The sequence below is a fragment of the Indolivaga capnocytophagoides DSM 22835 genome, assembly GCF_000426485.1.
Taxonomy (GTDB): domain Bacteria; phylum Bacteroidota; class Bacteroidia; order Bacteroidales; family Dysgonomonadaceae; genus Dysgonomonas_A; species Dysgonomonas_A capnocytophagoides.
This window is the reverse complement of sequence record NZ_AUFL01000022.1, coordinates 26,352-51,195: the sequence shown is the minus strand read 5'-3', so window position 1 is coordinate 51,195 and position 24,844 is coordinate 26,352. Positions and strand designations below refer to the sequence as shown.

General features: G+C 35.6%; 22 protein-coding genes. 4 read left to right on the top strand and 18 right to left on the bottom strand.

What is annotated here, in order from left to right; translation table 11 throughout:
- Window positions 1-471: 471 nt before the first annotated feature.
- From mobV to K322_RS0112500, 11 genes are all read right to left on the bottom strand, one after another.
- Window positions 472-1,914, bottom strand: a complete 1,443-nt coding sequence (gene mobV, locus K322_RS0112555; RefSeq protein WP_026627213.1) for a MobV family relaxase — start codon at window positions 1,912-1,914, stop codon at window positions 472-474.
- Between the two features lie 267 nt (window positions 1,915-2,181).
- Complete coding sequence (locus K322_RS0112545; RefSeq protein ID WP_026627212.1) at window positions 2,182-3,156, bottom strand: toprim domain-containing protein; 975 nt, start codon at window positions 3,154-3,156, stop codon at window positions 2,182-2,184.
- A gap of 250 nt (window positions 3,157-3,406) precedes the next feature.
- The gene (locus K322_RS0112540; protein ID WP_260203844.1) at window positions 3,407-4,636 is read right to left on the bottom strand and encodes a primase-helicase family protein; all 1,230 of its coding nucleotides are present in this window, start codon (window positions 4,634-4,636) and stop codon (window positions 3,407-3,409) included.
- Window positions 4,620-4,934, bottom strand: a complete 315-nt coding sequence (locus K322_RS0112535) for a helix-turn-helix transcriptional regulator (RefSeq protein WP_026627210.1) — start codon at window positions 4,932-4,934, stop codon at window positions 4,620-4,622. Before K322_RS0112535 ends, K322_RS0112540 begins: the two co-directional genes overlap by 17 nt.
- 176 nt (window positions 4,935-5,110) lie before the next feature.
- Window positions 5,111-6,031 (bottom strand): DUF6043 family protein, encoded by a 921-nt coding sequence (locus K322_RS0112530; protein ID WP_026627209.1) that lies wholly within the window; start codon window positions 6,029-6,031, stop codon window positions 5,111-5,113.
- 18 nt (window positions 6,032-6,049) lie between these two features.
- A complete protein-coding gene (locus tag K322_RS19355) occupies window positions 6,050-6,766 on the bottom strand; it encodes a PDDEXK nuclease domain-containing protein (protein WP_260203847.1) in 717 nt (238 codons plus the stop codon).
- A gap of 55 nt (window positions 6,767-6,821) precedes the next feature.
- Entirely contained in the window at window positions 6,822-8,039 is a 1,218-nt protein-coding gene (locus K322_RS0112520) for an ATP-binding protein (RefSeq protein WP_026627208.1), read from the bottom strand.
- A gap of 132 nt (window positions 8,040-8,171) precedes the next feature.
- The gene (locus tag K322_RS0112515) at window positions 8,172-8,633 is read right to left on the bottom strand and encodes a GNAT family N-acetyltransferase (RefSeq protein WP_260203840.1); all 462 of its coding nucleotides are present in this window, start codon (window positions 8,631-8,633) and stop codon (window positions 8,172-8,174) included.
- A gap of 63 nt (window positions 8,634-8,696) precedes the next feature.
- Window positions 8,697-10,034 carry a site-specific integrase gene (locus K322_RS0112510; protein WP_026627206.1) on the bottom strand — a complete coding sequence of 446 codons (1,338 nt, stop codon included), beginning with the start codon at window positions 10,032-10,034 and terminating at the stop codon, window positions 8,697-8,699.
- Window positions 10,035-10,284: 250 nt separating this feature from the next.
- Window positions 10,285-10,782: a DUF7000 family protein gene (locus K322_RS0112505; protein WP_026627205.1), complete on the bottom strand. Its 498-nt coding sequence runs from the start codon at window positions 10,780-10,782 to the stop codon at window positions 10,285-10,287.
- A 192-nt stretch (window positions 10,783-10,974) separates the two neighbouring features.
- Window positions 10,975-11,352 carry a helix-turn-helix domain-containing protein gene (locus tag K322_RS0112500; RefSeq protein ID WP_026627204.1) on the bottom strand — a complete coding sequence of 126 codons (378 nt, stop codon included), beginning with the start codon at window positions 11,350-11,352 and terminating at the stop codon, window positions 10,975-10,977.
- A 208-nt stretch (window positions 11,353-11,560) separates the two neighbouring features.
- On the opposite strand from K322_RS0112500, the gene K322_RS0112495 reads away from it, so the two are divergent.
- From K322_RS0112495 to K322_RS19350, 4 genes are all read left to right on the top strand, one after another.
- Complete coding sequence (locus K322_RS0112495; RefSeq protein WP_026627203.1) at window positions 11,561-11,797, top strand: hypothetical protein; 237 nt, start codon at window positions 11,561-11,563, stop codon at window positions 11,795-11,797.
- Between the two features lie 716 nt (window positions 11,798-12,513).
- Window positions 12,514-13,848, top strand: a complete 1,335-nt coding sequence (locus K322_RS0112485) for a UDP-glucose dehydrogenase family protein (protein WP_026627201.1) — start codon at window positions 12,514-12,516, stop codon at window positions 13,846-13,848.
- Window positions 13,849-13,904: 56 nt separating this feature from the next.
- The gene (locus tag K322_RS0112480) at window positions 13,905-14,723 is read left to right on the top strand and encodes a polysaccharide biosynthesis/export family protein (protein WP_051290783.1); all 819 of its coding nucleotides are present in this window, start codon (window positions 13,905-13,907) and stop codon (window positions 14,721-14,723) included.
- A 36-nt stretch (window positions 14,724-14,759) separates the two neighbouring features.
- The gene (locus K322_RS19350) at window positions 14,760-17,183 is read left to right on the top strand and encodes a GumC family protein (RefSeq protein ID WP_051290782.1); all 2,424 of its coding nucleotides are present in this window, start codon (window positions 14,760-14,762) and stop codon (window positions 17,181-17,183) included.
- 44 nt (window positions 17,184-17,227) lie between these two features.
- Here K322_RS19350 and K322_RS0112470 read toward each other — a convergent pair whose 3' ends face one another.
- From K322_RS0112470 to K322_RS20345, 7 genes are read right to left on the bottom strand one after another with little or no spacing between them, the layout of a single operon-like run.
- On the bottom strand, window positions 17,228-18,559 hold the full coding sequence (locus tag K322_RS0112470) for a GH39 family glycosyl hydrolase (protein WP_026627199.1): 1,332 nt from the start codon (window positions 18,557-18,559) through the stop codon (window positions 17,228-17,230).
- Window positions 18,560-18,579: 20 nt separating this feature from the next.
- On the bottom strand, window positions 18,580-19,728 hold the full coding sequence (locus tag K322_RS0112465; protein ID WP_051290781.1) for a glycosyltransferase family 4 protein: 1,149 nt from the start codon (window positions 19,726-19,728) through the stop codon (window positions 18,580-18,582).
- Window positions 19,725-21,026: a polysaccharide pyruvyl transferase family protein gene (locus tag K322_RS0112460; protein ID WP_026627197.1), complete on the bottom strand. Its 1,302-nt coding sequence runs from the start codon at window positions 21,024-21,026 to the stop codon at window positions 19,725-19,727. The genes K322_RS0112465 and K322_RS0112460 overlap by 4 nt, the downstream gene beginning before the upstream one ends.
- 9 nt (window positions 21,027-21,035) lie before the next feature.
- Window positions 21,036-21,854: a glycosyltransferase gene (locus tag K322_RS19345; protein ID WP_035332035.1), complete on the bottom strand. Its 819-nt coding sequence runs from the start codon at window positions 21,852-21,854 to the stop codon at window positions 21,036-21,038.
- Window positions 21,851-22,948: an EpsG family protein gene (locus K322_RS0112450; protein WP_026627196.1), complete on the bottom strand. Its 1,098-nt coding sequence runs from the start codon at window positions 22,946-22,948 to the stop codon at window positions 21,851-21,853. Before K322_RS0112450 ends, K322_RS19345 begins: the two co-directional genes overlap by 4 nt.
- 9 nt (window positions 22,949-22,957) lie before the next feature.
- Complete coding sequence (locus K322_RS0112445; RefSeq protein ID WP_026627195.1) at window positions 22,958-23,974, bottom strand: glycosyltransferase family 2 protein; 1,017 nt, start codon at window positions 23,972-23,974, stop codon at window positions 22,958-22,960.
- Window positions 23,967-24,842, bottom strand: a complete 876-nt coding sequence (locus tag K322_RS20345; protein WP_051290780.1) for a polysaccharide pyruvyl transferase family protein — start codon at window positions 24,840-24,842, stop codon at window positions 23,967-23,969. Before K322_RS20345 ends, K322_RS0112445 begins: the two co-directional genes overlap by 8 nt.
- Window positions 24,843-24,844: the final 2 nt, after the last annotated feature.

The following is a 24,844-nucleotide window of genomic DNA, read 5'->3' as shown; positions in this document are numbered from 1 at the left end:
CCATCGGTATACCACTCTCTTGAAACAAACGCACATACTTGCGCACTGTGTTGCGGGATAGCTCAAAGGTCGCGCTGATACCTTTTATCCCCATCCCCATTGCATAGCAATGAAGAATGTTTGCTAACTTTGTTGTCATTGTAATTTTAGCTTTAACCCATCGACCAGGACGGGAATCTAAATTACATAAAAATCCCCTGTTGGTTTATATTCCGACAGGGGACATTTTTATTTTGGCGAAAAGGGTCAAACATATTTTGGTACATGGGGGCAATTTAGACTGGCACGAGGGGGCAACGCTCACTGGATTTTCCAGGTATTACCAAACTCTTTCATTTCCATAAAAAGGACGAAAGACGATATTTACTTCGTGTCCTTTTATTGAAAATAGGTATTTCTATGATAATTCAGGCAGGATCTAGGGTCTTGCCTGAATATTGAAAAAATGGCAACTTTATACCATATCATTATTTACCTTCTCTGTCCTTGCTGACTCTTGGGTTGATTCACCTTTATGCCTAAATACTCAAAGAATTTCTGTTTCTGCTCCCTGAACCAACCGCTATACTCTTTTCCTTCAATAGCCAGAAACGGTGTATTGTCTTTTGGGCTTTTATCAATCGTTATTTTGGCATTATCGGCTTCAAAGTGTTGACTGTGTTCGGGAGAGAATAATTTACCTGTATAGAAGGCATCTTTACCCGAAAACGCTTGCTTGGCTATATGATAAGGTAATTTTATCGTCTCACACACTCGTAATATAAAATCATATTCCTTTAATGAAGGTATACAATCGAACAGCTTATCCAGTTTACTCTTTAGAATATTAATAGCACTGTCCTTTTCAAGAATGGCTCTGTCTTTTTCGGCAATGTCTCTTTTTGCCTGTTTACTGATAGTTTCTTTTTCTTCCTGTAAGGTTTCAATTTCCTGTCTTAGCTCATCGTTCCGGGCTTCGAGCTTTTTGGCTTTGGGGTTTCCCATCAAAGATCCTATACCATCCGAAATATTTTTAGCTGTTTTCTTCAAAGATTTTTCCACACCTAACATTTTCACTTCGGTTTTAGCTTCTTGAACTAGCTTTTGGTTTTCCTTCAGTTCACTCTGCTTTTTGTCAGCCTGTTCTTGCAGGGCAGACAAGCGAAGTTGCTCTTGTGCTTCTTTTTGCTGTAAAAGCTTGACGGCTTGCCGTTCCTGTTCTTTCTCCTGCTGCAACGAACCTATTTCCTCTTTGATGGTTTCGGTTTGTAGAAATATATTCCTGTAATATTCATACGTCTCCGTATGCTTCGCTTTCGACCCATCAATGCCCCGTTCCAGTCCGTAGGGTTTCATCCATTCCGCATACGAGTTCTGATATTCTTTAAGTTTGTTTCTTGCCATCACATCATCCGCACAAAGTCTGGATATGCTTCTATCTTTTTTTCGGTATTGCTTTTTATTTGGTTTATCAGGCTTATCTTGTTTCTGAGTTTTTTCTTTTCTTCTTTCACCGGTAACAATAGGTACAACAGTAGCATGAATATGAGGCGTCTTCTCATCCATATGCAAAACGGCAGATACAAGGTTCTTTTCTCCGTAGGTCTGTTTTAACCAATCGATATTATCGGTACACCAGTTATCGAGGTTTCCTGATTCTTCGATGTCTTTCATATCTTCATGTGTTCCTGAGAGCATAATACGGATAGCACGTACCTGATCTTTGGATATCTTTCGTTTGATATCTGCGTTTTCTATTCTATGTTGGATTGCTTCTGTCCGGCTATTGACTCCTTGGGGAAAGTGTATTAATTCCTTATTGAGGTGTGTACGGTTTTTATCGACATTATGGGGTTCGATTGTCCGTTCGATATGTGCCGACATGGGGGCATCGTTCCCCTTGGCTTTCTGTAAATGAAGTACTACATATCCCATATTTTAAGTAATAATTATCGGTTTGTATTAATATAATTCATTGATTATGCTTATATAAATCGGGAATATTCCCGATCTTTATTTTACCTTTAGCCTTCTTCAAGTCGCTTAAGGCGACTGCGGTCATCAGACCGCTAAGGGGATTTCAAAGGGGTGAAACCCCTTGACTCAGGAGGGCTTTTTTAGTGTAGTGCAACGGAGCGTTAAGAAAATGCCCTAATGAGCTATGGCTTTTCTTCAAAAGCCCGTTTGGATAGCTGACGAAGATTACCGCCTGATTCCTCTCGAAGGTTTCCGTGTCTGCTCTTGTTTTTGTACTTGCTGTTCTTTCTCTTTTAGCTTGGTTTTACAGAGCCACTCGTTTAGGTCTTTGTAGTTGGCATAGTCTGTTGACTTGTCTATGTGTATACAGTTGTGTGTACTGCTATACTTGTTGATCTGTTGGGTTGTATTTTTTCCTGCCTCGTCATTATCAAGATAGGTATAGACTTTTTGGTGTGATGTTATAAAGTCTATGGCTTTGGAGAGATTGGATATGGAGTTTAACACGACAACGTCTACTTTTGAGTGTTGGATATTTTTCATGGTCAGATAGGAGAGGTAGTCCATAAAGCCTTCGAAGACTAAACAGGCTTCGGTATTGGTGTCGGATTTTTGGTGGGTGGTTATATCGCTTGCGGTACATACTTTTGCATATTTATTTCTGAGGGTATAGCCGTCTGCATCGTTTTTAAAGCCGATGGCAAAATAGGATTTGTTGTTGGCTGAGTAATGGACTTCGTTACAGTGTTGCTTAGCGATATCGATATTGATTTTTCGTTTTGTGAGGTAATCGAGTAATGCTTGGTTGGTAATAGGTACTATTTTCAGGATGGATATTCCTGATTGTTGTTTGTTTTCGACTTTTTCGAAATGGTTATTACCGTGAAAAGAGAAGGACTCGGGCTGATTATCGGGATTGCTGCCTGTTTGCATATTTGCGTATCTGCATTCAAGCTTGTTTATGGCTTCTTTTACGGTACTGTTGTCTAATCGCATAACAAGGTCAATCATTGTGCCTCCTTCATTGCTGCCAAAGTCTATCCATAGGTTCTTTTGATAGTCTACTTTGAGACTGGCGTTGTTATCTGTCCTGAATGGTGAGTGGTACATGCCGTAGTATCCTCTGTCTTTGACGGGATGGATGTTTAGTTCGGATAGATACTGTTTAATGGAGAGGTTGTTTAATTCTATTGTGGTCATGATGTTGTTTTTTTTGATAATGATTAATGATTTTTTTCTTTCACGGTATTATTCCGTAGCGTTGTGAGTAATGATTATTTTGTTACAAATACCCATTAATAGACTAATTATGTGATTATTGCATCTGCTACAAACTTGTAACACAATATGAGATTTGTTACGGACGGTAACATCTCTTTTTCTGTAATGCCTTTGTTACTTATTTGTTACACATCTAAATAATAGTATTAGAGTATGTTGTAAGTGAAGTTCAACAAAGTAGCATAATCTCATCTAAGTATTGCCGTGAGATCCGATAGATCCGCGCTGATTTCTGAATTTCCAGAATGTCATTATTCGCTCCTAATACATAGGCTGTATAGCGAGTCGTTTTGTCGGGCTGGAGTTTCCATTTATCCTGCAATATCCTGCGGATTTGGATAGTATCTGTTTTCATGGAGATACGCATCAGCATATCGTGTATATCTGTTACACAAAACTTATATTCATCCAACTCTTTTATTTCCATGATCTCCAAAATGATATACTGCATTTCGGTTTCTACTTTTCCTTTGTTGTAGTGGATGATTTTCCGCAATGCGTCTGTTACCAACAAATCGTTCCTGAACCACATACGGGATTCGCTTTTGGTGGATAGTGTCCGATGTTGCAGGTAGTAGAGGAAATGAGGAATTTCTTTCTTTAGCAATTCCAGCATCTTATCATTTTCTTTTTGAAGGGTTGGTATTTTACGCACCCAATAGCGTGTCTCTCCCTGATCGATCAGGATAGGGCAGTTTTCATTGTTGGAGCAGAGGATAAACTTGGCAAAGAATTCGACTTCACTTCGGTCTTTTCCTTTGGCTTCTGATTTGTAGGAGATGGCGGTACTTAGGTTTTTGATGCGTTCGGAGTCTTCTCTGCGGTCTAGCAGGACCTCGTCAACGGCAACAATAAGTTTATTTGCCCAATCGGAATTAAACTGGGAACGAAAGTCTTCATTGGTGTTGAATGTCATATTTCCTGAAAAGATGGCTTTGAGGAAATTCAGGAAGGTTGTTTTGCCTGTATTCCTGTCCTTGGATACCAATAACAGAATAGGCAAACGGTATAAGGGCTTTAGGTAGAGCAATTGCAGGTAGTCTAGTCCTATTTCGAGCTGTTCGCCAAAGATATGGGAGAGGATCTCAAAGGTAATTGTACAATTGCCTTCGATGGGTTTATGGGGTATGGGTTCATACTGGTTCAAAAACTTGCCGATGCTGCGTTGGTAGTTGACATGATCGGGTACGGAGCAAAAGCCATCGTATTTTTCGATGGTGGAGATGAAGTCTTTGGAGTGGTCTTGGCGTAGGGTCTCATAGTTCCATGGGCGGCGTTCTTCGATAAAGTCTTTACTCATCAGGGGACGACGGACGATTTTATACAGGTTCGTACCGACTCGCAAATATTTGTCTGTGGTTTCTTCTTTCATGGGAGCAGGGTTATTTTTTATTATCATTACCCTCTATTATTCGTCTAACATCAGACATCCGATAGCGTACTTTATTACCCATTTTTATAGCTTTCAGGTAATTTTTCTTGTTCCAATGCCATAATGTAGCATCGCACACTCCACAAATCTGTTTTACCTCTTCTCTTGTGAGATATTTTTCTTTCCTTGCTTCTGCTATCTCTGTAGATAATTCAGTTTTAGCTCGATTAATCAGATCATTGGAAAACTCCAATAAATCCTCGCCATTCACTTCCAACTTGATGTTGGCTTTTCCTTGTTCGATAATTTCAAATAAATTTTTCATTTTGATATTTACATCCGCTCATATTAGGCTTTACGATCGGCAGATATAAAAAGTAAAGCCACTACCTTACAATAAGGCAGTGGCACAAAAGTATATCTAAATAATTCTGATTATAAGCTATTTACGCAACGGTAAATTCGTTAAATAATAAAACGAATTAAGCGAATTAAGCGAATTCAATTGGATAGAAAATCCTTTAATTCGTCAATAATAATTCGGTCTTCTCCAATATCTTTTACAAATTTACCCTTTCCTTGAACAAGACTAGTCAGGTCTTTATATCCTTTCTGGATACCTCTTTCTCCTACAATTGGAATCTTCTCTCCATAATGACAAGCTAAAGCATTTCGGTATGACTTAATGTCACAAGACTCTATGTAATATAGTTCATCTAGTGCTATTTTTAGGCGAGCCATATCTATATCGGTGTGTTTGATGATTAAATATTCTTCAATTTTATTCAATAATCCTTCTTTATTCCCAATCAAAAAAGATAACATCTCATCCAAAGGCTTCTCTATGCTTTTTCTGCCAGCTTTTTTCTTTTCTTCAGGAACGTTGTCTTCAATTGCCCAATCCATTATATTATCACTATCGGCTATTTTCATAAGTCTACTGTGTTCCTGCCAATCCGCTTTAGTTCTTAGTCCAAGACTAATGGATTTAGATATAAGCATTTTTATTGTAACTGAAATTACCTGTCTTTGAAGATAGCTAGTCTGCTTGCTTTTTCTAATCTCTTCTCCTCTTTCGACCATTCTTTCAAAGCTCTTTCCAAAATAGAGCCAAGACAGCAGGGCTGGGATGATTGATCTCTCATCAGCTTTATCAAATTCTTTAATAAGAGATTCTGCAAGTTTATTTTCTGCAAAGAGATTCTCTATATCTGAAATGTCATTAAAGATTCCTTGATTCGCTTTTTTTCTTATAACTTTTTGATATTGTGGGACAAGAGCAATAGCTTTAGTCATAATAGTCTGATAGACGGAAGTGTTTTTTTCATTTATCTCCTCTTCAAAAAGATCATACTCCTCTTGATTGTTGTCCATCCACTCTTTTATGCGGTTCCTAAAATTGTCATATTCTATTTGTCCCATACTATTGAATTTACAATATTAAACATCTAGTTCACCCAACTCTCGTTTTAATTCCTTTAACAGCTCTTTCTCTGTTGGTAAGTAGAGTTGGTATTTACTAGCCATGATAGTTTTATTATCTTCTGGTAGAGAGTATTTAACTAATGTATTGTTTTTATCTGCACAGAGCAAAATTCCAATCGTAGCATTCTCATCTGCTTGCTTCTCGTTCCTATCGTAATAGTTTACATACATTTGCAGTTGTCCAATGTCTTCATGCGTGATTTTATGAGTCTTAATCTCAATCACTACGAAACAGCGTAAAAGCCTGTTATAGAAAACTAAGTCAGCGAAAAACTCATCATCTTCCAGTAGCATTCTTTTTTGTCGGGAAACAAATGAAAATCCATTACCCAGCTCCAATAAAAATTCTTGCAAGTTTGTGATCAAAGCACTTTCCAAGTCTTTCTCATAATAGGATGAATCGCTTTTCAATCCTAAAAACTCTAGAACCATTGGATCTTTTATAATCTCAGATGCTTGTTCGGGAATCCTTTCCTTACGTGCTACTGCTAAAACCGATTCTTTATCATTGCTTAATAATAACCTTTCGTATAACCCTGAATTTATTTGGCGTTCTAATTCTCTGCCAGTCCAATTATTATTAAAAGCCTCTAATTCGTAATATTCTCTTTTATCCTCATTATCTATTTGTATAAGAAGCCGATATTGAGTCCAGTTGAATTGCGTCCGCAGTGTGGACGCAATTATTCTTTACTGATTTGAAAGCGTTTAATTAGCTAATGAAACTTTAAATCTCTTTATCAAGGAAATCTTTAAGGTTGACATATTGAATACCTTTATAATCATTACCAATTATCATATCGTTAAGCGTAACTACATATTTGGGATAATTATCATTGACTAGCATAAGGTTTCCAAATTCCCGCTTTCTTGTTTCTTCTTGCATTACAGTCAACGAAACTTGTACGTATACCTTTCGTCCGTCTTTCTGAGCCATAAAATCGACTTCTTTGTCTCCTAATTTTCCTACATATACCTCATAGCCACATTGAATAAGATGTAAGTAAACAGCATTCTCCATTAATTTATGAATATCCTGAGCAGCATTGAATCCGCCAATCACGTTGCGTAAACCTAAATCTTCAAAATAATATTTTTCACCGATTTCAAATATTTTCAGTCCGCTTATATCTGCTCTTAGTACCTTGTGAATAAAATAAGCATTGGTCAAAGCTCTGAGATAGTTTATCACTATCTGTGTGGACATATCGATCCTTTGTGATTTTAGGTATTTGCTAATATTGGAGGCAGAGAATAAACTGCCGACATTATCAGAAATATAGGAAACCAGATTTTCCAAGAAAGATATATTTCTTATTTTTTCTCTTGTAACAACATCTTTCAACAGTATCGTGGAATAGACATTACGCAAGTACTCAAAAGATTGTTCTCTGGAAAGTTCCAGATTTATTAAGAAAGGCAAACCTCCATATGTAAGGTATTTCTCCAATGTTTCTTGGTTGTTCTCCAGTTTGTGAAATTCCAAAAATTCACGATAGCTAAGAGAATGTACATTCACATCAATATATCTGCCGGATAAAAATGTAGCCAGCTCTCCGGATAAAAGGTTAGCATTGCTTCCTGTACAATATATATCGCATTTCTTTTCTGCAAGAAGGCTTCTTAGTGTATCTTGGAATGATTCAATTTCCTGTATCTCGTCAATGAAAAGATAGTTGAGCGATTTATCTTCGACTAATTTACTTTGGATATGATCATATAGGTCTTTAGATGTTTTAATCCCTCTAAATTCTTCTAGTTCACAGTTGATATATATTATATTAGCATTATTGATAGACTCTCTTATCTCATCCATCAATTGGTAGATAATATAACTTTTGCCCACACGTCTTTGACCTGTAAGAACCTTTATGATATTTTTATCAATAAAAGGTCTTATCTTCTCAATATATTTTTCTCTTCTTATGTATTCTACTAGCTGCATATGGGTGTTTATGAATTATACATCTGCAAATATATTAAATAGTTTCATTTATACATTACAAAATAAAGGTATATTCTAAAAATATGTGGTATAAATACAGAGAGTGTATTTATAAATGTAAATTTATCTTTTCTAGGTACTTAATTCTTTTGCAAAACATATACTACTTCCTAGACATTCATACTGCCCATAGTTGGGAATTCTTGAGTAATTATTTTTTTCGTAAAGTTTAACAGCTTCGGGTAACATTTCTCCTGTCTCCAAAATACATTTTTTATATCCTAGATCTTTTGCCCAACTTTCCAGTTCATCGAGTATGATTGAAGCAATTCCATTTCCCCGATTATTTTCAAGCACAAACATCCTTTTTATTTCCATTGTATCTTGCGAATATTCCCTGATAGCACCGCAACCGACAGCATTATTTTCGTTATAAGCTATAACAGCATATTTTATCGTCTCAATGTTGTTAAATTGTGCACAAATGGAATGGGCATTTTTATCACGTTCATCTAAATCGGAATCTAGCTTTTGTACAAGCCATCGGAAGTCCTTGTTGTCTGAGTTCGTTCTCTCGATTGTAATCATTTCCATCTTTTTTTATAATATAATATAATTTAAGTAAAGATAAACGATTGATGAATATTCTGTAATATATTATCCCAACAAATTTACTAACTCCTTCTTCATATCCTCATCAATCTCACGATAACGACTAAATGCTTTGCTACCTTCTTTATGTCCGCTCAGTGCACCAATCAAATTTGGGTCTTTTACCTTTTTGTAGATATTGCCAATAAAAGTTCTTCTAGCCATATGACTACTAGCTACTTCATACATAGGCTTTTTTACTTCTTCATTGGTAAGTGGATCTAGTATAGTTACAATCCTATTAATTTCAGCTAGTTCAAATGCTTTCTTAATAGCATCATTATACTTTTGCTCCGAAATGAAAGGGAGAAGCTTATTGCTTTCACAATCTTTATACTTTTCCAAAATCAATTTAGCTTTGTCGTTAAGAGGAACTCTTACGGTCAGAGGGTTTCCTTCTTTTGTTTTTCTTGGTATATACTCAATGGCATCATTAATTATGTTTTGTTTGGTCATGCGGTATAAATCCCCAATACGACAACCTATAAGGCTTTGAAATACAAAAATATCTCTTTGTATCTCGACCTGTTTATGGACAGATAAATCTTTCTCAAACAATTTATCACGTTCTTCTAATGTTATATAAATAGGTGTTCCATAGGTACATTCATCAATACGAAACTGATCGAATGGTCTATTCGTGGTTTTCTTATTATCAAAGCACCAAAGGAAAAATGTGCGTATACGGCAAAAACAATCATTTAGTGTGTTTTTACCTCTTGGTTTTGGTGTACGTTTTTCGGGTATCGATTCATAGATAGCAGGATATAATTCAAAATATTTATGCTCATTTTCAAAAAAATCCCACATATCACGTAATGTATCCGAGGTAATATTGTCAATATCCAGGACAAAATCTTTCTGTCCTCGTCTAGTTGCTTTAACATATAACTCATAACGTAATATCGCTCTTCTCACTACTCTGAAATTCTTTCTTCTTACTTCAGACAACTTGTGTTTCAAGAGGAATTCATCCAGAAGCTCTTCAATAGTTGGTTTTGTTTCTACAATGAGCTCTTCTTTTGTTTTATATTTATTCGGATTATGGTATTTGTCAATTGTCTCACTCAACCATTCGCTATCCACTTCGTTATGATAATTTTTAGTTATAAGTGAAATTATATTTTGTATTTCTGCACTGAGCTTTATTTTCTGATCATCAGAAACCAAAGCTACACGATCTTTATAGCCCTGTTTCTCTACACTCCAGTGATTAGGGTTAATTGTTAACTCGCTAGCAGACTTTATATCCTTTCCATCTCCTCTAAGACGAAAATATATTGTAGCTTGGCTTCCAGTATCATTCTTTTTTGCGGTTTTTCTTATAAATGCTGTTACTTTCATTAGGATAGATTTTAGTATAGGCAAATATAGATATTTGTTCCCAAATTGTTCCCATACATCCTAAATTTATTTCAATTTAATTAAATGCCATTAAATCTATATCTGAACTTATATATCTATATATTAATTAAATAAGTGTTTAAATGATCTCGAATAAATCTTGTACAGACGTGTGTGATTTAACTATTTTGACCTCGGCTCTGGGTACAAATAAAAGTCTGATAGATTTCTCTATCAGGCTTTTATTTTATTAACTCAGCTTACTTGTTTCTATGTCTTGCAGAATTTCATCGGTTACAAGCACCAATTTATTCTGAATTTGTTCTGAAAGTTTATCTAAGTCATTAAAATTCGGGTCTGCAATTAAAGTTGTTTCTAGTATCGAATATTGAGGTTTTGTCGTTCTGTTTTTATTCCACTTTGTTGATTTAAAGTATTCCCAATATTTTTCTTGAATTGCAATTGTTTGCCCTAACAACCAAACTTCAAACTGCATTTTTGTGTGGTTTAATACAAGTCCCATTCTCAATTTCCTTTTTTTTAAGAAGTCGTTTGAGTAATAAAAATAGGTGTAATCCATATAGCCCTGAAAGATATTGCCAAATGAATAATTTTCTGAAAGATTTTTTGACAACGCTGTTCCAAGTCTTGTTACATACTTAACAAGCCCAACATACGCTTCTTGAATATCACCTATTTCTAATTGATGTTTATATGCAGCAACATAATCATTTAATTTCTTATCCATAAATTGTCTGTTTAGTTTCAGTAAAGGTAATATTGCTGATTTAATCAAATGCAGAATTGTGAAAATTGATTAAAGTAGGGTATAATAGAAGCCTGATTGTGAAATCTCTCAGGCTTTTTTTATTATGAATGCAAATTATGAGATTAGCTTCTCTTTATCTTTTATGTATTTAGACCTAATTTTTTTTACAATCTACTTTCTCTCTTTCAATACCTCATGCAGCAAAGAAATAGCTTCCTCTTTATCTTTTAGCATCCTTTCGTAAAGTTCAATTATTTTATCAACAGGATTAAAATTGTAGATAGATGCATTATCTTGCCACGTACCAGAGTAAATATTTATAGACGTTCCAACTTCTAATTCAGTAATAGCTTCTACCGGAATATCCAACGCCTTAGCAATCTTATCTAAAATATCCTGATCGAGTTTATCTTTCTTTTCATAACCGGATAGTGTAGCCTGCGACACACCTATCTGTTCAGCAAGTGTATCCTGATTTATATTTCGCCACTCTCTCCAACGACGGACATTAGCACCGTGATTGCTCTTCTTTGCGGTTGTATCTTCCATATCTTTCTATTCATAAATTTGTTTATCTGCAAAAATAAGGATTTAGGGTTAATAATAATTTATTCCGGTGATAATATTTTAATAATTAGAATATTGATAATATAAGTAAGATTATTGATTTATTATAAGTCTGATTGTTAGGAGTCAAAGGTTTTAGACTTTTTCTTTGCAGTTCAGATTTGAACAACAGAATTGAACACGAACGTTTATGGGAAACTTAGAAAAAAGCAGCCTTAACTTAGAACCGCTATATGAATTTTTTACAGATGAAATTCTACCCAAGGACTTTGCCCGTTTGCTGGATGAGTTTTTATATAATTATGTGATAATGCTTGTCCAATCGCACCTAGATGACCGGATTGGCATACATAAGGATACAACCGAATTTATTTATTATTTAAAGTCGTTGCGTGACATTATTCCTCTGTGTGTAAAAGAGGAATAATCCGACAAATCTTGCCGACTACCTTTTCATTCACATATTTTTACTCGGGGGGATTATTCCCTTTGGGATGTTTTCTATCAGGTTCAGTGAAATTTTTTGCTGAATCTGATTCTTTAGTTACTGAAAAATGAATGACTCTTTCATTTTTTTTTAATAGCTCATATTGCTCAAAGATAGGCTAGTACTCTAGATTAAAAGTTTTTGTTTGTCTTTTATGAAGTTTTTTTTAAAAGATACCGAACAAAAGACCGCTTTTCTGCGTTTCAATGATCAAATAGTTTTATTACGATCTTTAGAAGTAAATCGGGGGTCGGGTATTTCCGAAAATAGAATTATTACAGAAAACTTTCTGAATTATTCATTTTTTAGAATAAAGAGTGGTATTATTCTAATATTATCAGTGTTAGTAAATAGAATGAGTGTGTGTTCTCTTTTTGTGTTAGAGGTAGGAACGCAAAATGTCTGATCAGATTTATAAATGTCAGTAGGTTCAAACTTGCAGATCTCCACAAGATAAATATAAGTATCAGAAAATATTATAATTACGTATTTCAAAATTTTTGACTGATTATAGCTGTAAAGCTTTTCCGGTTGAAGAGTTGGTACAAAATCTTAATTGAAGTATTGCTCAAAGTGTATTTAATTGTTGTTTTATTGGTTGTCTCTCTCAGAAAAAGATATCACTTATATAAAAATATAACATTTTAGGTAATCGTATGAAAATCGCAATTGTTGGTACAGGGTATGTAGGTTTAGTAACAGGAACCTGCTTTTCGGAAATGGGTACAGAGGTTCATTGTATCGATATTAACGAAGAAAAAATAGAAAAACTAAAGCAGGGAATTATACCTATTTATGAGCCGGGTTTAGAGGAAATGGTTCTGAGGAATCATCAAGCCGGTCGTTTAAATTTCTCGACTAATTTACCTGAAATTCTCAATGACGTTGAAGTCGTTTTTTCAGCAGTAGGTACACCTCCGGATGAGGATGGTAGTGCCGATTTGACATATGTATTGGAGGTTGCCCGTACTATCGGCCGCAATATGAATAAATATATTCTGGTTGTCACCAAAAGTACAGTTCCCGTAGGGACAGCCCTGCTAGTTAAAGCCGCTATACAAGACGAACTTGATAAACGTGGTGTACAAATTCCATTTGATGTTGCATCCAATCCCGAATTTTTGAAAGAAGGTGCAGCCATCGACGATTTTATGCATCCCGACAGGGTTGTTGTCGGTGTTGAATCGGAAACAGCAAAACAATTGATGGATAAACTGTACAAACCATTTATACTGAATAATTATCGAATAATCTTCACCGATATCCCATCTGCCGAAATGATTAAATATGCAGCCAATGCCATGCTCGCGACCCGTATCAGCTTTATGAACGATATTGCGAATCTGTGCGAAATTGTTGGAGCAGATCCTACTATGGTTCGTAAAGGTATTGGTTCTGATGCCCGTATTGGTACAAAATTCTTATATCCGGGTTGTGGATACGGAGGCTCGTGTTTTCCGAAAGACGTGAAAGCCCTGATTAAAACCGCCGAGCTGAAAGGATATTCCATGCACGTACTGAAGGCAGTGGAAGATGTAAATGAGTATCAGAAGAACCGTTTATTTGAGAAGATATCAGCATATTTTGGAGGTAACCTCAAAGGTAAGACTGTTGCTGTTTGGGGACTTGCCTTTAAACCGAAAACCGATGATATGAGAGAAGCTCCGGCTCTGGAACTGATAAACTCTTTATTAGCGGCAGGTGCTCAAGTAAGGGTGTATGATCCGGTAGCTATGCACGAAGCAAAGCGCATAGTCGGAGATAAAGTCTTTTACGCAAAAGATGCCTATGATACAGCAATAGAAGCCGATGCGCTGGCTCTCGTTACCGAATGGAACGAATTCAGGATGCCATCGTGGTCGGCATTGAAAAGGCTGTTGAAAACTCCGGTTGTATTTGATGGCCGTAACCTTTATAACAAAACAGAATTACAAGACGCAGGCTTTGACTATTTCTTCATTGGTGGAGGGACACGACATCTGGAGATTTGAGACAAGTAATCGTAATAACTCACATAAGTTATGTTTAATCAATTAATTATCACACTATGAGAATAAATGTCCACGCGAATTTCGCGATTTTGATCGTGGTGTTACTTCTATCTTCTTGTACAGCGTATAAAAAGATTCCTTACGTAAAGGATGCGGACACGCTCGATGCCCAGTCTTTAGCAAATGCGGCATCTAATTATGAGGCTAAAGTTATGCCTAATGATATCCTTTTGATAACAGTAAATACACCTACGCCCGAAGCCTCAAAGGATTTTAATCTGCCGTTGATTCCGCAAACCGGAAACTCGGTGCTACCTACTAACGTAACTTCGACCAGTGAAGTTCAGGGAACGCTTCAAAATTACATTGTCGATAATCAAGGCTATATTGATTTTCCGATACTCGGAAAGTTGAAAGTCGGAGGATTGACCAAACCTCAGGCCGAGCTACTGATACACAATTCGATCTATCCGGCTTACACAAAGGAAAATCCGATAGTGACACTTCGTTTCCTAAACTATAAGGTTTCGGTGTTGGGAGAGGTTAATCGTCCGGGGACATATACTTCCGTTTTGCCGAAGATGACTATTTTCGAGGCATTGGCATCTGCAGGAGACATGACGATATATGGGAAGCGGGATGCTGTAAAGTTGATCCGGACAGATGAAAACGGACAAAAAGAGATTTTCGTGGTAAATATGCAGGACAAAAATCTTCTGCTGAATAACAATTTGTATAATCTGCAACAGAATGATGTTCTTTATGTAGAACCGAACAAATCGAAAGGGAATAACTCTCAGTTTGGTACATTCGAAAGTATGACTCTTACCGGAGTTTCGCTATTGATATCCATCATATCTATTGTTACCCGTTAATCTATTTATAATATCTACTAACTTGAATTCAGCTTTATGAGCAATAACTTATTTGATCAAACTGATAAACATGATACTTCGGAAGATAAGAGGGAGGACTTTGACTTTGGTGAACTTTTCTTTTCTTATTTTCAATATTGGCGTTGGTTTATAGCCTCTATCATATTATTTGTCACGATTGGAGGTTTAGTTTACCTTAGTATCAGTAAAAAATATGAAGTATCTACCTCTATTTTATTAAAGGAGGATAAAGGTGGTGCGGGTTCTACTCAAAGTGCTTTAAATGGACTGGAGAGTTTGGGCTTAATAACTACAACAAATAACGTAGACAATGAAGTTGCAGTGTTTTCGTCTCCAAATCTGATCCGTCAGGTTGTTGATACACTAAAACTTTATACAAACTACTTCCAAAAAGGTACGTTTCGTAATACGGATGTCTATACTTCAAGCCCTTATGAGGTGATATTGGATGGCATTACCTCAAATAAGCTAAAAGGAGGTATTGAGTTAAATGTGTCTTATCAATCGAAAGATAAAGTAAAGATATCGGGAGTTTATACTTACGAATCAGAAGATCACAGCATCGAATCAGGAGAATATAAACTTCCTTGTGCCATTAATTTACCAACCGGAAAGGGGCGGATTATTGTTGATTTCCGTAAGGAATCGCCCGAAACGACTTTGGCTAGTCTTGACGACTCATATATTATTACGATAGGAGATATTCAGGGTACAGTCAATAATATTGCATCTGTATTGAGTGTATCAGCAACCAGTAAAAATTCGTCTGTATTAGATATTAGCATGAAACTGGGCAATCCACGGAAAGGTGTTGATTTTCTTACTCAGCTAGCATCTATCTATAATAGTAACAATGTATATGAAAGCAATGAAATCGCTCGAAATACAGCTCATTTTATAAATGAACGTTTGATTGATATATCTTCAGAACTTAAGAATATTGAGGAAAAGGTTGTATCTTATAAACAAAAAAAGGGTTTGACAGATATTGATGCCGAAGCTAAAGTTTATATTGGACAGGCTGCCGATATCGAATCAAAGCGAGTGGAGGCAGAAACTCAGACGAAATTGGTGCAGATGGTTGATAATTATATCAACAACGATGCGAATAAGAATAAGTTGATTCCGAATATCAGTATCAATGATCCCGGTTTGTCTTTGGTAATATCCGATTATAATAATCAGCTATTGGCATATGAGCGTCTCGAACGCAGTACCGGAGAGAACAATCCTACAAGAGTCCGGATGGAAGCTGCTCTTAAAAATATGAGACAGAATATCCAGTCTGCAGTGTTGAATGTGAAAAAGGCAATAGCGATAAATAATAAAGACCTGGCGAGCCAATCCGGCTTATTGGCATCACGTAAAAGTTCAATGCCTGATCAAGAATACGGCTTGGCTGAAATTCTGAGACAACAGCAGGTTATACAAGCTATTTATATTTATCTGATGCAGACTCGCGAAGAGTCAAATATTACTTTGGCTGCAACATCGGATAAAGCACAGGTCATAACAGATCCTGTTGCACCGAATCTTCCTGTATCACCCCGAAGAAATCTTGTTTTGGCTGTATTCTTGTTCCTTGGATTTGCAGTTCCTGTAATTGTGATCTATTTGAAGAATCTACTGAATACAACTATTTCTAACCGTCAGGAGTTGGAGCACCTGGCCGATCCTTCTGTGATTGGAGAAATCATGCGCAAAGAAGAACCGGAAAATCTAGTGGTCAAATACGACTCAACATCTCCTATTGTTGAGCTCTTCCGTACTTTGCGGAACAACTTGCAATTTATCTTAGCAGATGCCGGGAAGAAGGTGATCATAGTTACTTCTACTATACCGAATGAAGGAAAATCTTTTGTTTCTATAAATCTGGCAGCATCTTTTGCCCTATCCGAAAAGAGAGTTCTCTTGTTAGGGCTTGATATCCGTAATCCTCAATTAGCAATGGATATGGACTTTAAAAAAGGAAAAGGTGTAACATCAGTACTTGCCGGAGATGAGAAATGGGAAGATTTGCTGACAAAAGTATCAGGATACCCAAATCTTGATATCCTGCAGGCAGGAGTAATTCCCCCTAATCCGAATGAATTGCTTATGCGTAAGGAACTTGGAGATATGATCGGCGAGATCCGCCAGAAATACGATTATATTATTATTGATACAGCACCTGTAGGAGTAGTCTCGGATACTTTCCTTATAGCTAAACATGTGGATGCTTCGGTTTATGTAACACGTGAGAATGCAACTCCAAAATCAGCAGTTACTTATATCAATAGTTTATATAAAGAAAAACGTCTGCCTAATCATTATCTCGTAATCAATGATGTAGATGTTATCAAAAATAGTAAGAAATACGGATACCGTTATCGGTATGGGTATGGTTACAGCTACGGATATGGATATGGTCCGAACCACTCTAAAAAGAAGAAAAAGTAAAAAGAATTAAGTGAAGAGCTCATCGATTGATGAACTCTTCTTATTTAGTGGATTTGGATAAGATACAATGAAGTTTTATTTAATTTAGTGTTTATTTTATAGTTCTGTATATCTTCGTATTTAAGGGTCGAAGTATAAATTAAATTCGGCTTTTCTAATGGCGATTCGGATGTGTCGGGAATTTCAAAAAGGCTGAAAACAATTCTGCTCTTATTCCTTAATTTTAGCCTGCTTATATTTTTTATCCGTAGATTACATGTCAGTTGGTTATTGTTTGAAGTATTTACCAGTAAGACAGTCAAGGTGTCCTGTTCTTTATTTAAGCTGCATATCGAAGCCATTAGATTGTTATCTGTAACGCTTTTGAGGCGAAATTTCAGGCTTTTTGCATATAATTGATATGCCCACCATACGGATCGGGTTTGTCCATCTTCTGTAAACAGTCCATCCAATGAATTATTAAAACAATTATTGATTCCTTTCGAGTTATTCCAGCATGCTTTGCAGCTGCCTTCGATATCGTTCTCTTCTAGTGTTTTGAAAAATAAGATTGGAGCTGTAGGAGAATATTGTTGAGCTTCCCCTATTATTTCAGGTAATATTATACTTTTTATCCCAACATTGGGATATTGGGATATGATTTTTTTGACAGAAGCTATTTCTCTGTTTAAATTATCAAGTGAGGCCGAGTTATTTATGGCAGCCATATAATGCCAGTTGAGGTAGTCGAGGCGTATATTGTTGTCGTTGCAAAATTTAATAAAACGGGACAAATAGTCTTTATTAAGGCCGGCTATAGAAGGGCCAGTTATTGAAGCTGACTGTCCATTTGGCAGAGATCGTATAAGGTCATGTACTTTTTTAAACAGGATAAAAAATGATGTGTCCGATTCTTGCCAATAGTTACGATGATCCGGTTCGTTCCATACATCGTATATTACTCTGTTTCCCTGTTCCAAATATAACTTCTTGACTAAATCCAAGAACGGTTGTGCGTTATCGGATGGATCTACCCATCCTTTTATATTCATTCTTTTATACTTATATGGGCTGCTCAATATGAGTATGGGTTTTATCCCACGAGAAATAAAGCTGTCAATGACTTTATTCCGTTCTTCTGTTGTCTTAATCCAATCGCCGCCAATCCTCCAGTAAGCAGGCTCCAAATCATTCGAGATATCTTCTAGCTTATCGTTATTGAACGTATGAAGAAAACCACTCATTGACCTTTGGGTATAGGTATTGTTGTTCAGATCAATGTATACAGTGCCGGTATTAAAAACATTGCTGTAAGTCAGCCCGTTGTAAAGGAAGAACATTGCTAATACAAGCAACACTGAGATTTTATACTTATGTGTAACGAGTAATTTTTTCATATCCAAAATATTTTAAGAATTTATCTGGATTCGATATAGCTCTTAAAGTCTTTATAGAATTTTTCCCTGATAGGAGCTAAGGACGTTTTAGTGTATTCCTGAGCTTTCTCATAATTATGCTTGGCATTGGCTTTGAGCTTATCTTTCCGTATCTTCTTGAGGTATGAATAAATAGAATTCCATGAACTTCTTTTGAATATATCCTCCGGCTGTAATAACTCCGGGATTCCTCCAACGTCAGACCCTGCACATGGGCATGCCCTACTCATAGCTTCAACCAGAGCTCTGGGAAGTCCTTCTTGTTCGCTCGGTTGTATGTATAGGTCTAGCTTGGCAAACCAATCAAAAACGTCTTTGTGGGGAACTAGTCCATCCCAGATAATGAGATCTTCTATGTCTAACTTTTTGGCAACAGAATGTAAATAGGATGCATCACCACCTCCGGCTAGTCTGTACTTAATCTTTTTGCCATCGCTCTTCAATTTAGCTATTGCTTCCATCACATATTGCTGTCCCTTAAACTTTGTATGGAGAGACGCTAATGTGCCGAGAATAAGCTCGCTGTTTTCTGCTTTTTTATCGATGCTTTCTAATCTTGACTCCAGAATATTGTCTTTGTTATCGATCAGCTCTACATCAGAGCAGCCTATATTAATGCCATTAGTCGGATAACGTCGTTGCAGAAATTGCTGAGTAACATAAAGAACGTAGTCTGCGGATTTGGTAGATTTACGGGTTTTAAACCACATAACAGGAGCAATGACCTTTCCTTTTAGGCTATGATTCCAAAGCGAATCCCAAGGACAAGTTACAATTTCGGCAAGAACAGGCTTTTTTAATTGTTTAGCACATTTAAAAACTTCTTCGCCAATAATACTGGGTAATCTGACAATAACTCCATCACTTTTTTCAACGGTTTCTCTTATTTTTTGTTTGTCTTTTCCCGATATAACAAGAGACGATGAGTGAACTGCATTTACCCTTACTGAAGGGTTTTCGATACGAGACAGATTTTTTTCATCCGGCTTTATCGAGATTGCTCTGCATATAATAGTCAGGTCTCCATATATGGAGGTGTATCTTTGAGTAATGTTATCCGCTAATCCCCCTTGTGTGAAGAAAATACCATTATCATACCTTAGTTTATGATCATGAGCAAATATAATCATAATGAGTTTTTTATCTTGGTGATTAAGTTCAATCTGGAATCGTTTGCTTTTGCTATGAAGGCCTCTATTTTTTGTATAATATGTTCTTCATTAGCAAGTACATTCGAAAACTTAGTTTTCAAGTTCTCACAAGTTACATCATCTATAGATATACTGTAATCAAGTAATCCGATGTCATTCATAATACCTTGGGCTTTATTTCCGGTATAACGTATAGCCAGTCCCGGCTTTTTATTTGCGAAAGAAAATATAACAGAGTGAAAACGAGTTCCTACTATGTAGTCGCAGGCATTATATACCGACTTTAGTTCATGGCAGTTGAGGCTTCTATCCGAGAAGTAGAAGTAATGCTCTGGATTACACATCTCAGTTACTTCTTTTATACATACTGCATCGTTTTCGTTTGTGTTGATGGCTAAAGTATGGTCTATCGGCATTGGCATGAATCCTTCAGCATGTAGCCATTCGATAAACTTAGCCATTTCCGACTTAAATTTAAGGTAATCCTCTTTAGGAGTCTGAGATTTAGGAAAACGATGAGGACGCATAGTTAAGGCGACTAACTTTCTTCCTTGAGGTATATTATACTTTTCGTAAATTTCAGCTTTTGTAAGAGATGAATTCTTTAAGTAGAAAGCAAGATCGGCAGCATAAGGTAATTCAATGTCCAGCTCTTTTCTGACCATTTCCTGTGAGAAAGTTTCTCTGACTGCGACAAATTCACATTTCTTGATTGCTTTTTTTACTATCCATTTGATGCCCGGACCTTCAAGCGGTCCAATAGAATTAGGCATGAAATATATTTTTTTCTTCAAACTGGCAGCATAGAATATATGATATAGAGAGAAATAAGCATAATATAAAGATGTTAAACCTCCATAATAGTGTACGAAACCTCCGCCTTTTACAAAAACGGCATCAGATTCGCTAAATACATTTAATGCGACTTTTTTTTCTTTTGATTGAAGCGGTAACAGAACTTTTCGAAGCAATCCGCTCAGCATTAGTAGACTAACTATAAGGTCGAAAAAGGCTACAAAACCCCATTTTAACTTCAAGGAAAAACTATATGTAATATTATCATTTTTCTTGAAAAAACGAGAAGGATGCTTTAATAGCATTGATATTGGATTTAATCCATGTTTAATACTCTGTTCAACAGGTTCATTGTCTTCTGCTGTAACGTAATATTCACCTATACAGCCGGCATCTTCTGCTAAACGTTTCGTTTCCCACACCAGAGCTTGATCACCCCTGTTTAAATCTGAACAATTGGGTATAATTAAAAACTTTTTCATCTTGTTAAATCATTTACTTTTTAAATATGCTTTATAAAATACACCAAAACTTAGTGCGAAAACGAGTTTCTGAATCTTCAGTCTTATATTGTTGTCATATATAAGGAAATATGACTCGAATGCTTTTTTCTGGAAAAAGTTGAAATGATGTTTATCTACAATATAATTATATGTAGTTCTTATTTTTTCTTTCTGTGAATTTGTAATTCTATCTGTTCTATCCGAAATGTCTATGCAGTAAGATGTTTCTTTTATCTGCATGGCATCAGATACATTAAGCAATCTAAGCCAGCATTCAAGGTCTTGCCACATACGTAAATTTGTATCGAATCCACCGATCTTTCTCATATTCTCTACAGGGGTAAAAACCTGATTGCCGATAAAATTTTTGATAAATAAATCTTTCCGCTTGACTATATCAAAAGAGTTAGTCTTTTCTCTAATAAAAACTCCGTCTTTGATATGCTTGCGTCCGGCAAAAAGAACAGAAACATTTTCAGGCTTGGCTTTCCATCCGTCAATAAATAATTGTAAACGATTGGGCTCGAAGTAATCATCGTCATCCAGTCCTGTTACAAAATCGCCGGTAGCACTATTAATAGCCAGATTTCTGGCTACACATGCACCCTGTGATTCCGGCTGATGAATGACTTTGATTTTAGATGATTTAATATCTTCCAAATATTGATACGTGCCATCTGTAGATGCATCATTAACAACGATCAGTTCCCAATTGGTGTAAGTTTGAGCCTGAACGGAGTCGACAGCCCGTTTCAATAAATCGACTCTGTTTTTGCTAGGAACATAAATAGTGACTTTATTTTTCATAATCTTATTTCTAAAATCTTAGACGTATATGGGTATATTCGAAAAACTCCTCCATTATATATACACAGGTAATAGAAGTTTATTAATAGCAATGATGTGTATAATAATGCCAAAACTCTTTTCCTTGAAGATGTGTATGATATGGTATACAAAGCATATGGTATACCTATAATAGAGAAGAACAGGAAATAGAGAGATAACCTGTTGGCATATGGCATTATGTAACCCGAAAAATCCAAAATATAGCCGGATATTACAATCATAATAATAAACCCACATTCTCTTTTCTTCGGAGATTTATAAAAACAGACGATTAGTAAAACTATGCTTATCAACCATGTTAGGATTTTTGCTTTATCCAAAACAGCTGAATTATTCTGATTGTCCAGATAAAATGTATATCGGTCATCCAACCCATTTGATAACATAATGCTTAATACGTCTTTGAATATAAAAAGGAATCCAATTAAAAAGACGAGTACAGCTGTATCTATCAATATGATTTTTTTAGGGCTTTTAATCTTATGGACATAAAACAGCAGAGCAAATAATATAGAGATAACGCTTGTCAGGTGTGCTGTAATGGCAATCGCTGTGAATAATATATATAGCTTTTTTTTATCTAGTAATAATGCAGTATAGGCACATAGGCAAAAAGATAGGGCGATATATTGCTTTATATTATTATAAGACTGAAAATGAAATAGTAACAAATAAATTATAAAACAGAGAACCAAAGAATATTTCTGTTTCCAGTACAAAGAGCAAAAGTATACAGGTAATATCGTTAGTAGTTGGCATGCAAACTGCATCCAATAATATTCTTTTGTTAATCTGGATATTAAGAAATTCAGAATAAGAAATAAGGGTTCGGTTTTGATAAGAAGAGAATATTCTTTGAAACTGGTACTACTGACTGCTGTTTCGAAATATTTTTGTCCGTATACCATAACATCAACTCCTATTGTGTCATCTCTGAATGCTCCAACAAAAGCCAATAATAAGATAGCAGCGAAAGCCCAGATCTTACTCCCTGCTTTCTCCGATATATAAAACAATAAAATAACTATTGCAACAATAAGGTAATAGAACATAATCTACAATTAACGGATAAATTTTTTTGACCGGTATATGGTTCGGAATATTATATCAAAGATGTAATACATCCTCAAGCTTAATAGAAATGCTGCTATTTTGCTTAAGATTGAGAATGAAGAATTCTTTAATAAGAATAAATCACGATTACCAATCATCTTTATTTTCTCAATACGATAAGAGCGTCTCATTCTTTTCAAATACAACGAGCGAATGCATTCATAAAGCCTGTAACCAATAGAGTAATTTAAATACTTAAAATGTTTGTCTAAAAGGTTATCAGAGAATATCGGTCTGAAATTTTCAGCCAGAATATTCTTCAAGGTTATATAACGTAAGTAATTTGTTCTAAAATCAATATATTTACTACTTAGCGAATTGAAAGTTTCACGATAGTAGTAATTATATTTCTTTTCAAACTTTACTTTGGAGGAACAAGACAGATATAATAAATTGAAACATAGATCTTCTCCGAGAGTTAAATCTATAGGAAAAGTTATGTTGTTATTTTTTATGATATCGGTTTTGAATAGTTTGGAGAAAGGATTTCCCTTATTCGTGAACTTTTGTATCTCAAAAATCTGATAATAATCTTTTGCTGAGACTATGTCATCTGATTCTACTCTGATATTATTCTCTAATGTTCCATTTTCATTAAATCGGGTAAACCCCTGTATTAAGAAATCAATATCACTGTTTACAATAGAATTATAAGACTCTGATAGATAATCTTGTGAAAAATAATCATCACTGTCGAGAAATGAAATCCAATCACCTTGCGCTAATTCAATTCCTTTATTTCTCGCGGTACTTACTCCTTTGTTTTTCTGAGAGTATATAATAATACGGGAGTCTGCTTCTCTTAGTTTTTCACAAAGTCCGAGTGATCCGTCTTTCGAACCATCATCAATTAATATTAATTCATAGTCGTTAAACGTTTGATTCAATACCGAGTAAATACATTGCTCAATATATCTTTCGGCATTGTAAACAGGTACAATTATTGAGATCTTAGGATTATTCATCGGCTAGAATTTTATATTGAGCTTTCAAAGGAAAAGGTGCCGCCTTTAATAATTTCTTTTGCATGTCATGCAGAGAGACATTGATAATTGTTTTTGTCGGATTCTCATTGAAAAGATTTATCCATGTATCCTCTCTGATCTGATCAGCGAAATTCTTAATGCCTTCATATAGTGGAATATTCACAGAGCTAAAATAATCTCTAAACTTAAAGCCGTCAGTTTCGATATAGCCTTCCTGTATCCATAATGCCGGAATCCCATAGGCATGTGCTACTATTACACCATGTAATGATGTAGAAAGAATATACTCGCAGCTCGTTATATCTTTAATAACTCCATGTATATCATCGGTTCTTAAGTCTATTACTTTACTCGTTGAAAATTCATCTATAAATTTATCTGCTTCCAGCCAGTGAGGGATTATTCCCAGTTTATGCTTTTTGTTTGTTTCACCTTTAATCCATAAAGGGAGTAAAAGTGCAGGATCTCCGTATACATTGCATTTTTTTTGTCCGAGATTTTCTAATCTTTCATCTGTAAATTTTCCTCTGACTGCATACACTATCCCTCCTCCAAAGCTTTCGTGATCATTCATGAATCCCGAACCCCAGATTAGAGACCTTTTATTACCATTCTTTATTATTGAACCTACTGCATATATTGTATGTTCCCATGGCATTTCTATTGTTTTCAGGGTATTAGTGTCAAATTTCAAAAAAGCTTTTAGCGCTTTTTTTGTGTTGAATATCACGTCTTTGCTTATTTTTAGTTGCGTGGGTATTCCTGATAGCTCTTCAATGAGCATGGGACTTAAAACGTCCCCGAAATTTTTATGACCAGCCCAATAATATAGATTTATTTTGTCCATAA

Coding starts and splice junctions, on each gene's coding strand:
- K322_RS0112515 (WP_260203840.1), bottom strand. CDS start 8,633: ATGGAAATGATTACAATCGAGAGAACGAACTCAGACAACAAGGACTTC.
- K322_RS0112480 (WP_051290783.1), top strand. CDS start 13,905: ATGAGAATAAATGTCCACGCGAATTTCGCGATTTTGATCGTGGTGTTA.
- K322_RS19350 (WP_051290782.1), top strand. CDS start 14,760: ATGAGCAATAACTTATTTGATCAAACTGATAAACATGATACTTCGGAA.
- K322_RS0112470 (WP_026627199.1), bottom strand. CDS start 18,559: ATGAAAAAATTACTCGTTACACATAAGTATAAAATCTCAGTGTTGCTT.
- K322_RS0112445 (WP_026627195.1), bottom strand. CDS start 23,974: ATGAATAATCCTAAGATCTCAATAATTGTACCTGTTTACAATGCCGAA.
- K322_RS0112545 (WP_026627212.1), bottom strand. CDS start 3,156: ATGACCACAATAGAATTAAACAACCTCTCCATTAAACAGTATCTATCC.
- K322_RS0112460 (WP_026627197.1), bottom strand. CDS start 21,026: ATGAAAAAGTTTTTAATTATACCCAATTGTTCAGATTTAAACAGGGGT.
- K322_RS0112500 (WP_026627204.1), bottom strand. CDS start 11,352: ATGGAAGATACAACCGCAAAGAAGAGCAATCACGGTGCTAATGTCCGT.
- K322_RS0112450 (WP_026627196.1), bottom strand. CDS start 22,948: ATGTTCTATTACCTTATTGTTGCAATAGTTATTTTATTGTTTTATATA.
- K322_RS0112465 (WP_051290781.1), bottom strand. CDS start 19,728: ATGATTATATTTGCTCATGATCATAAACTAAGGTATGATAATGGTATT.
- K322_RS0112485 (WP_026627201.1), top strand. CDS start 12,514: ATGAAAATCGCAATTGTTGGTACAGGGTATGTAGGTTTAGTAACAGGA.
- K322_RS19345 (WP_035332035.1), bottom strand. CDS start 21,854: ATGAAAAATAAAGTCACTATTTATGTTCCTAGCAAAAACAGAGTCGAT.
- K322_RS0112495 (WP_026627203.1), top strand. CDS start 11,561: ATGGGAAACTTAGAAAAAAGCAGCCTTAACTTAGAACCGCTATATGAA.
- K322_RS0112520 (WP_026627208.1), bottom strand. CDS start 8,039: ATGCAGCTAGTAGAATACATAAGAAGAGAAAAATATATTGAGAAGATA.
- K322_RS0112540 (WP_260203844.1), bottom strand. CDS start 4,636: ATGATAATAAAAAATAACCCTGCTCCCATGAAAGAAGAAACCACAGAC.
- K322_RS20345 (WP_051290780.1), bottom strand. CDS start 24,842: ATGGACAAAATAAATCTATATTATTGGGCTGGTCATAAAAATTTCGGG.
- K322_RS0112505 (WP_026627205.1), bottom strand. CDS start 10,782: ATGGATAAGAAATTAAATGATTATGTTGCTGCATATAAACATCAATTA.
- K322_RS0112530 (WP_026627209.1), bottom strand. CDS start 6,031: ATGGGACAAATAGAATATGACAATTTTAGGAACCGCATAAAAGAGTGG.
- mobV (WP_026627213.1), bottom strand. CDS start 1,914: ATGGGATATGTAGTACTTCATTTACAGAAAGCCAAGGGGAACGATGCC.
- K322_RS0112535 (WP_026627210.1), bottom strand. CDS start 4,934: ATGAAAAATTTATTTGAAATTATCGAACAAGGAAAAGCCAACATCAAG.
- K322_RS0112510 (WP_026627206.1), bottom strand. CDS start 10,034: ATGAAAGTAACAGCATTTATAAGAAAAACCGCAAAAAAGAATGATACT.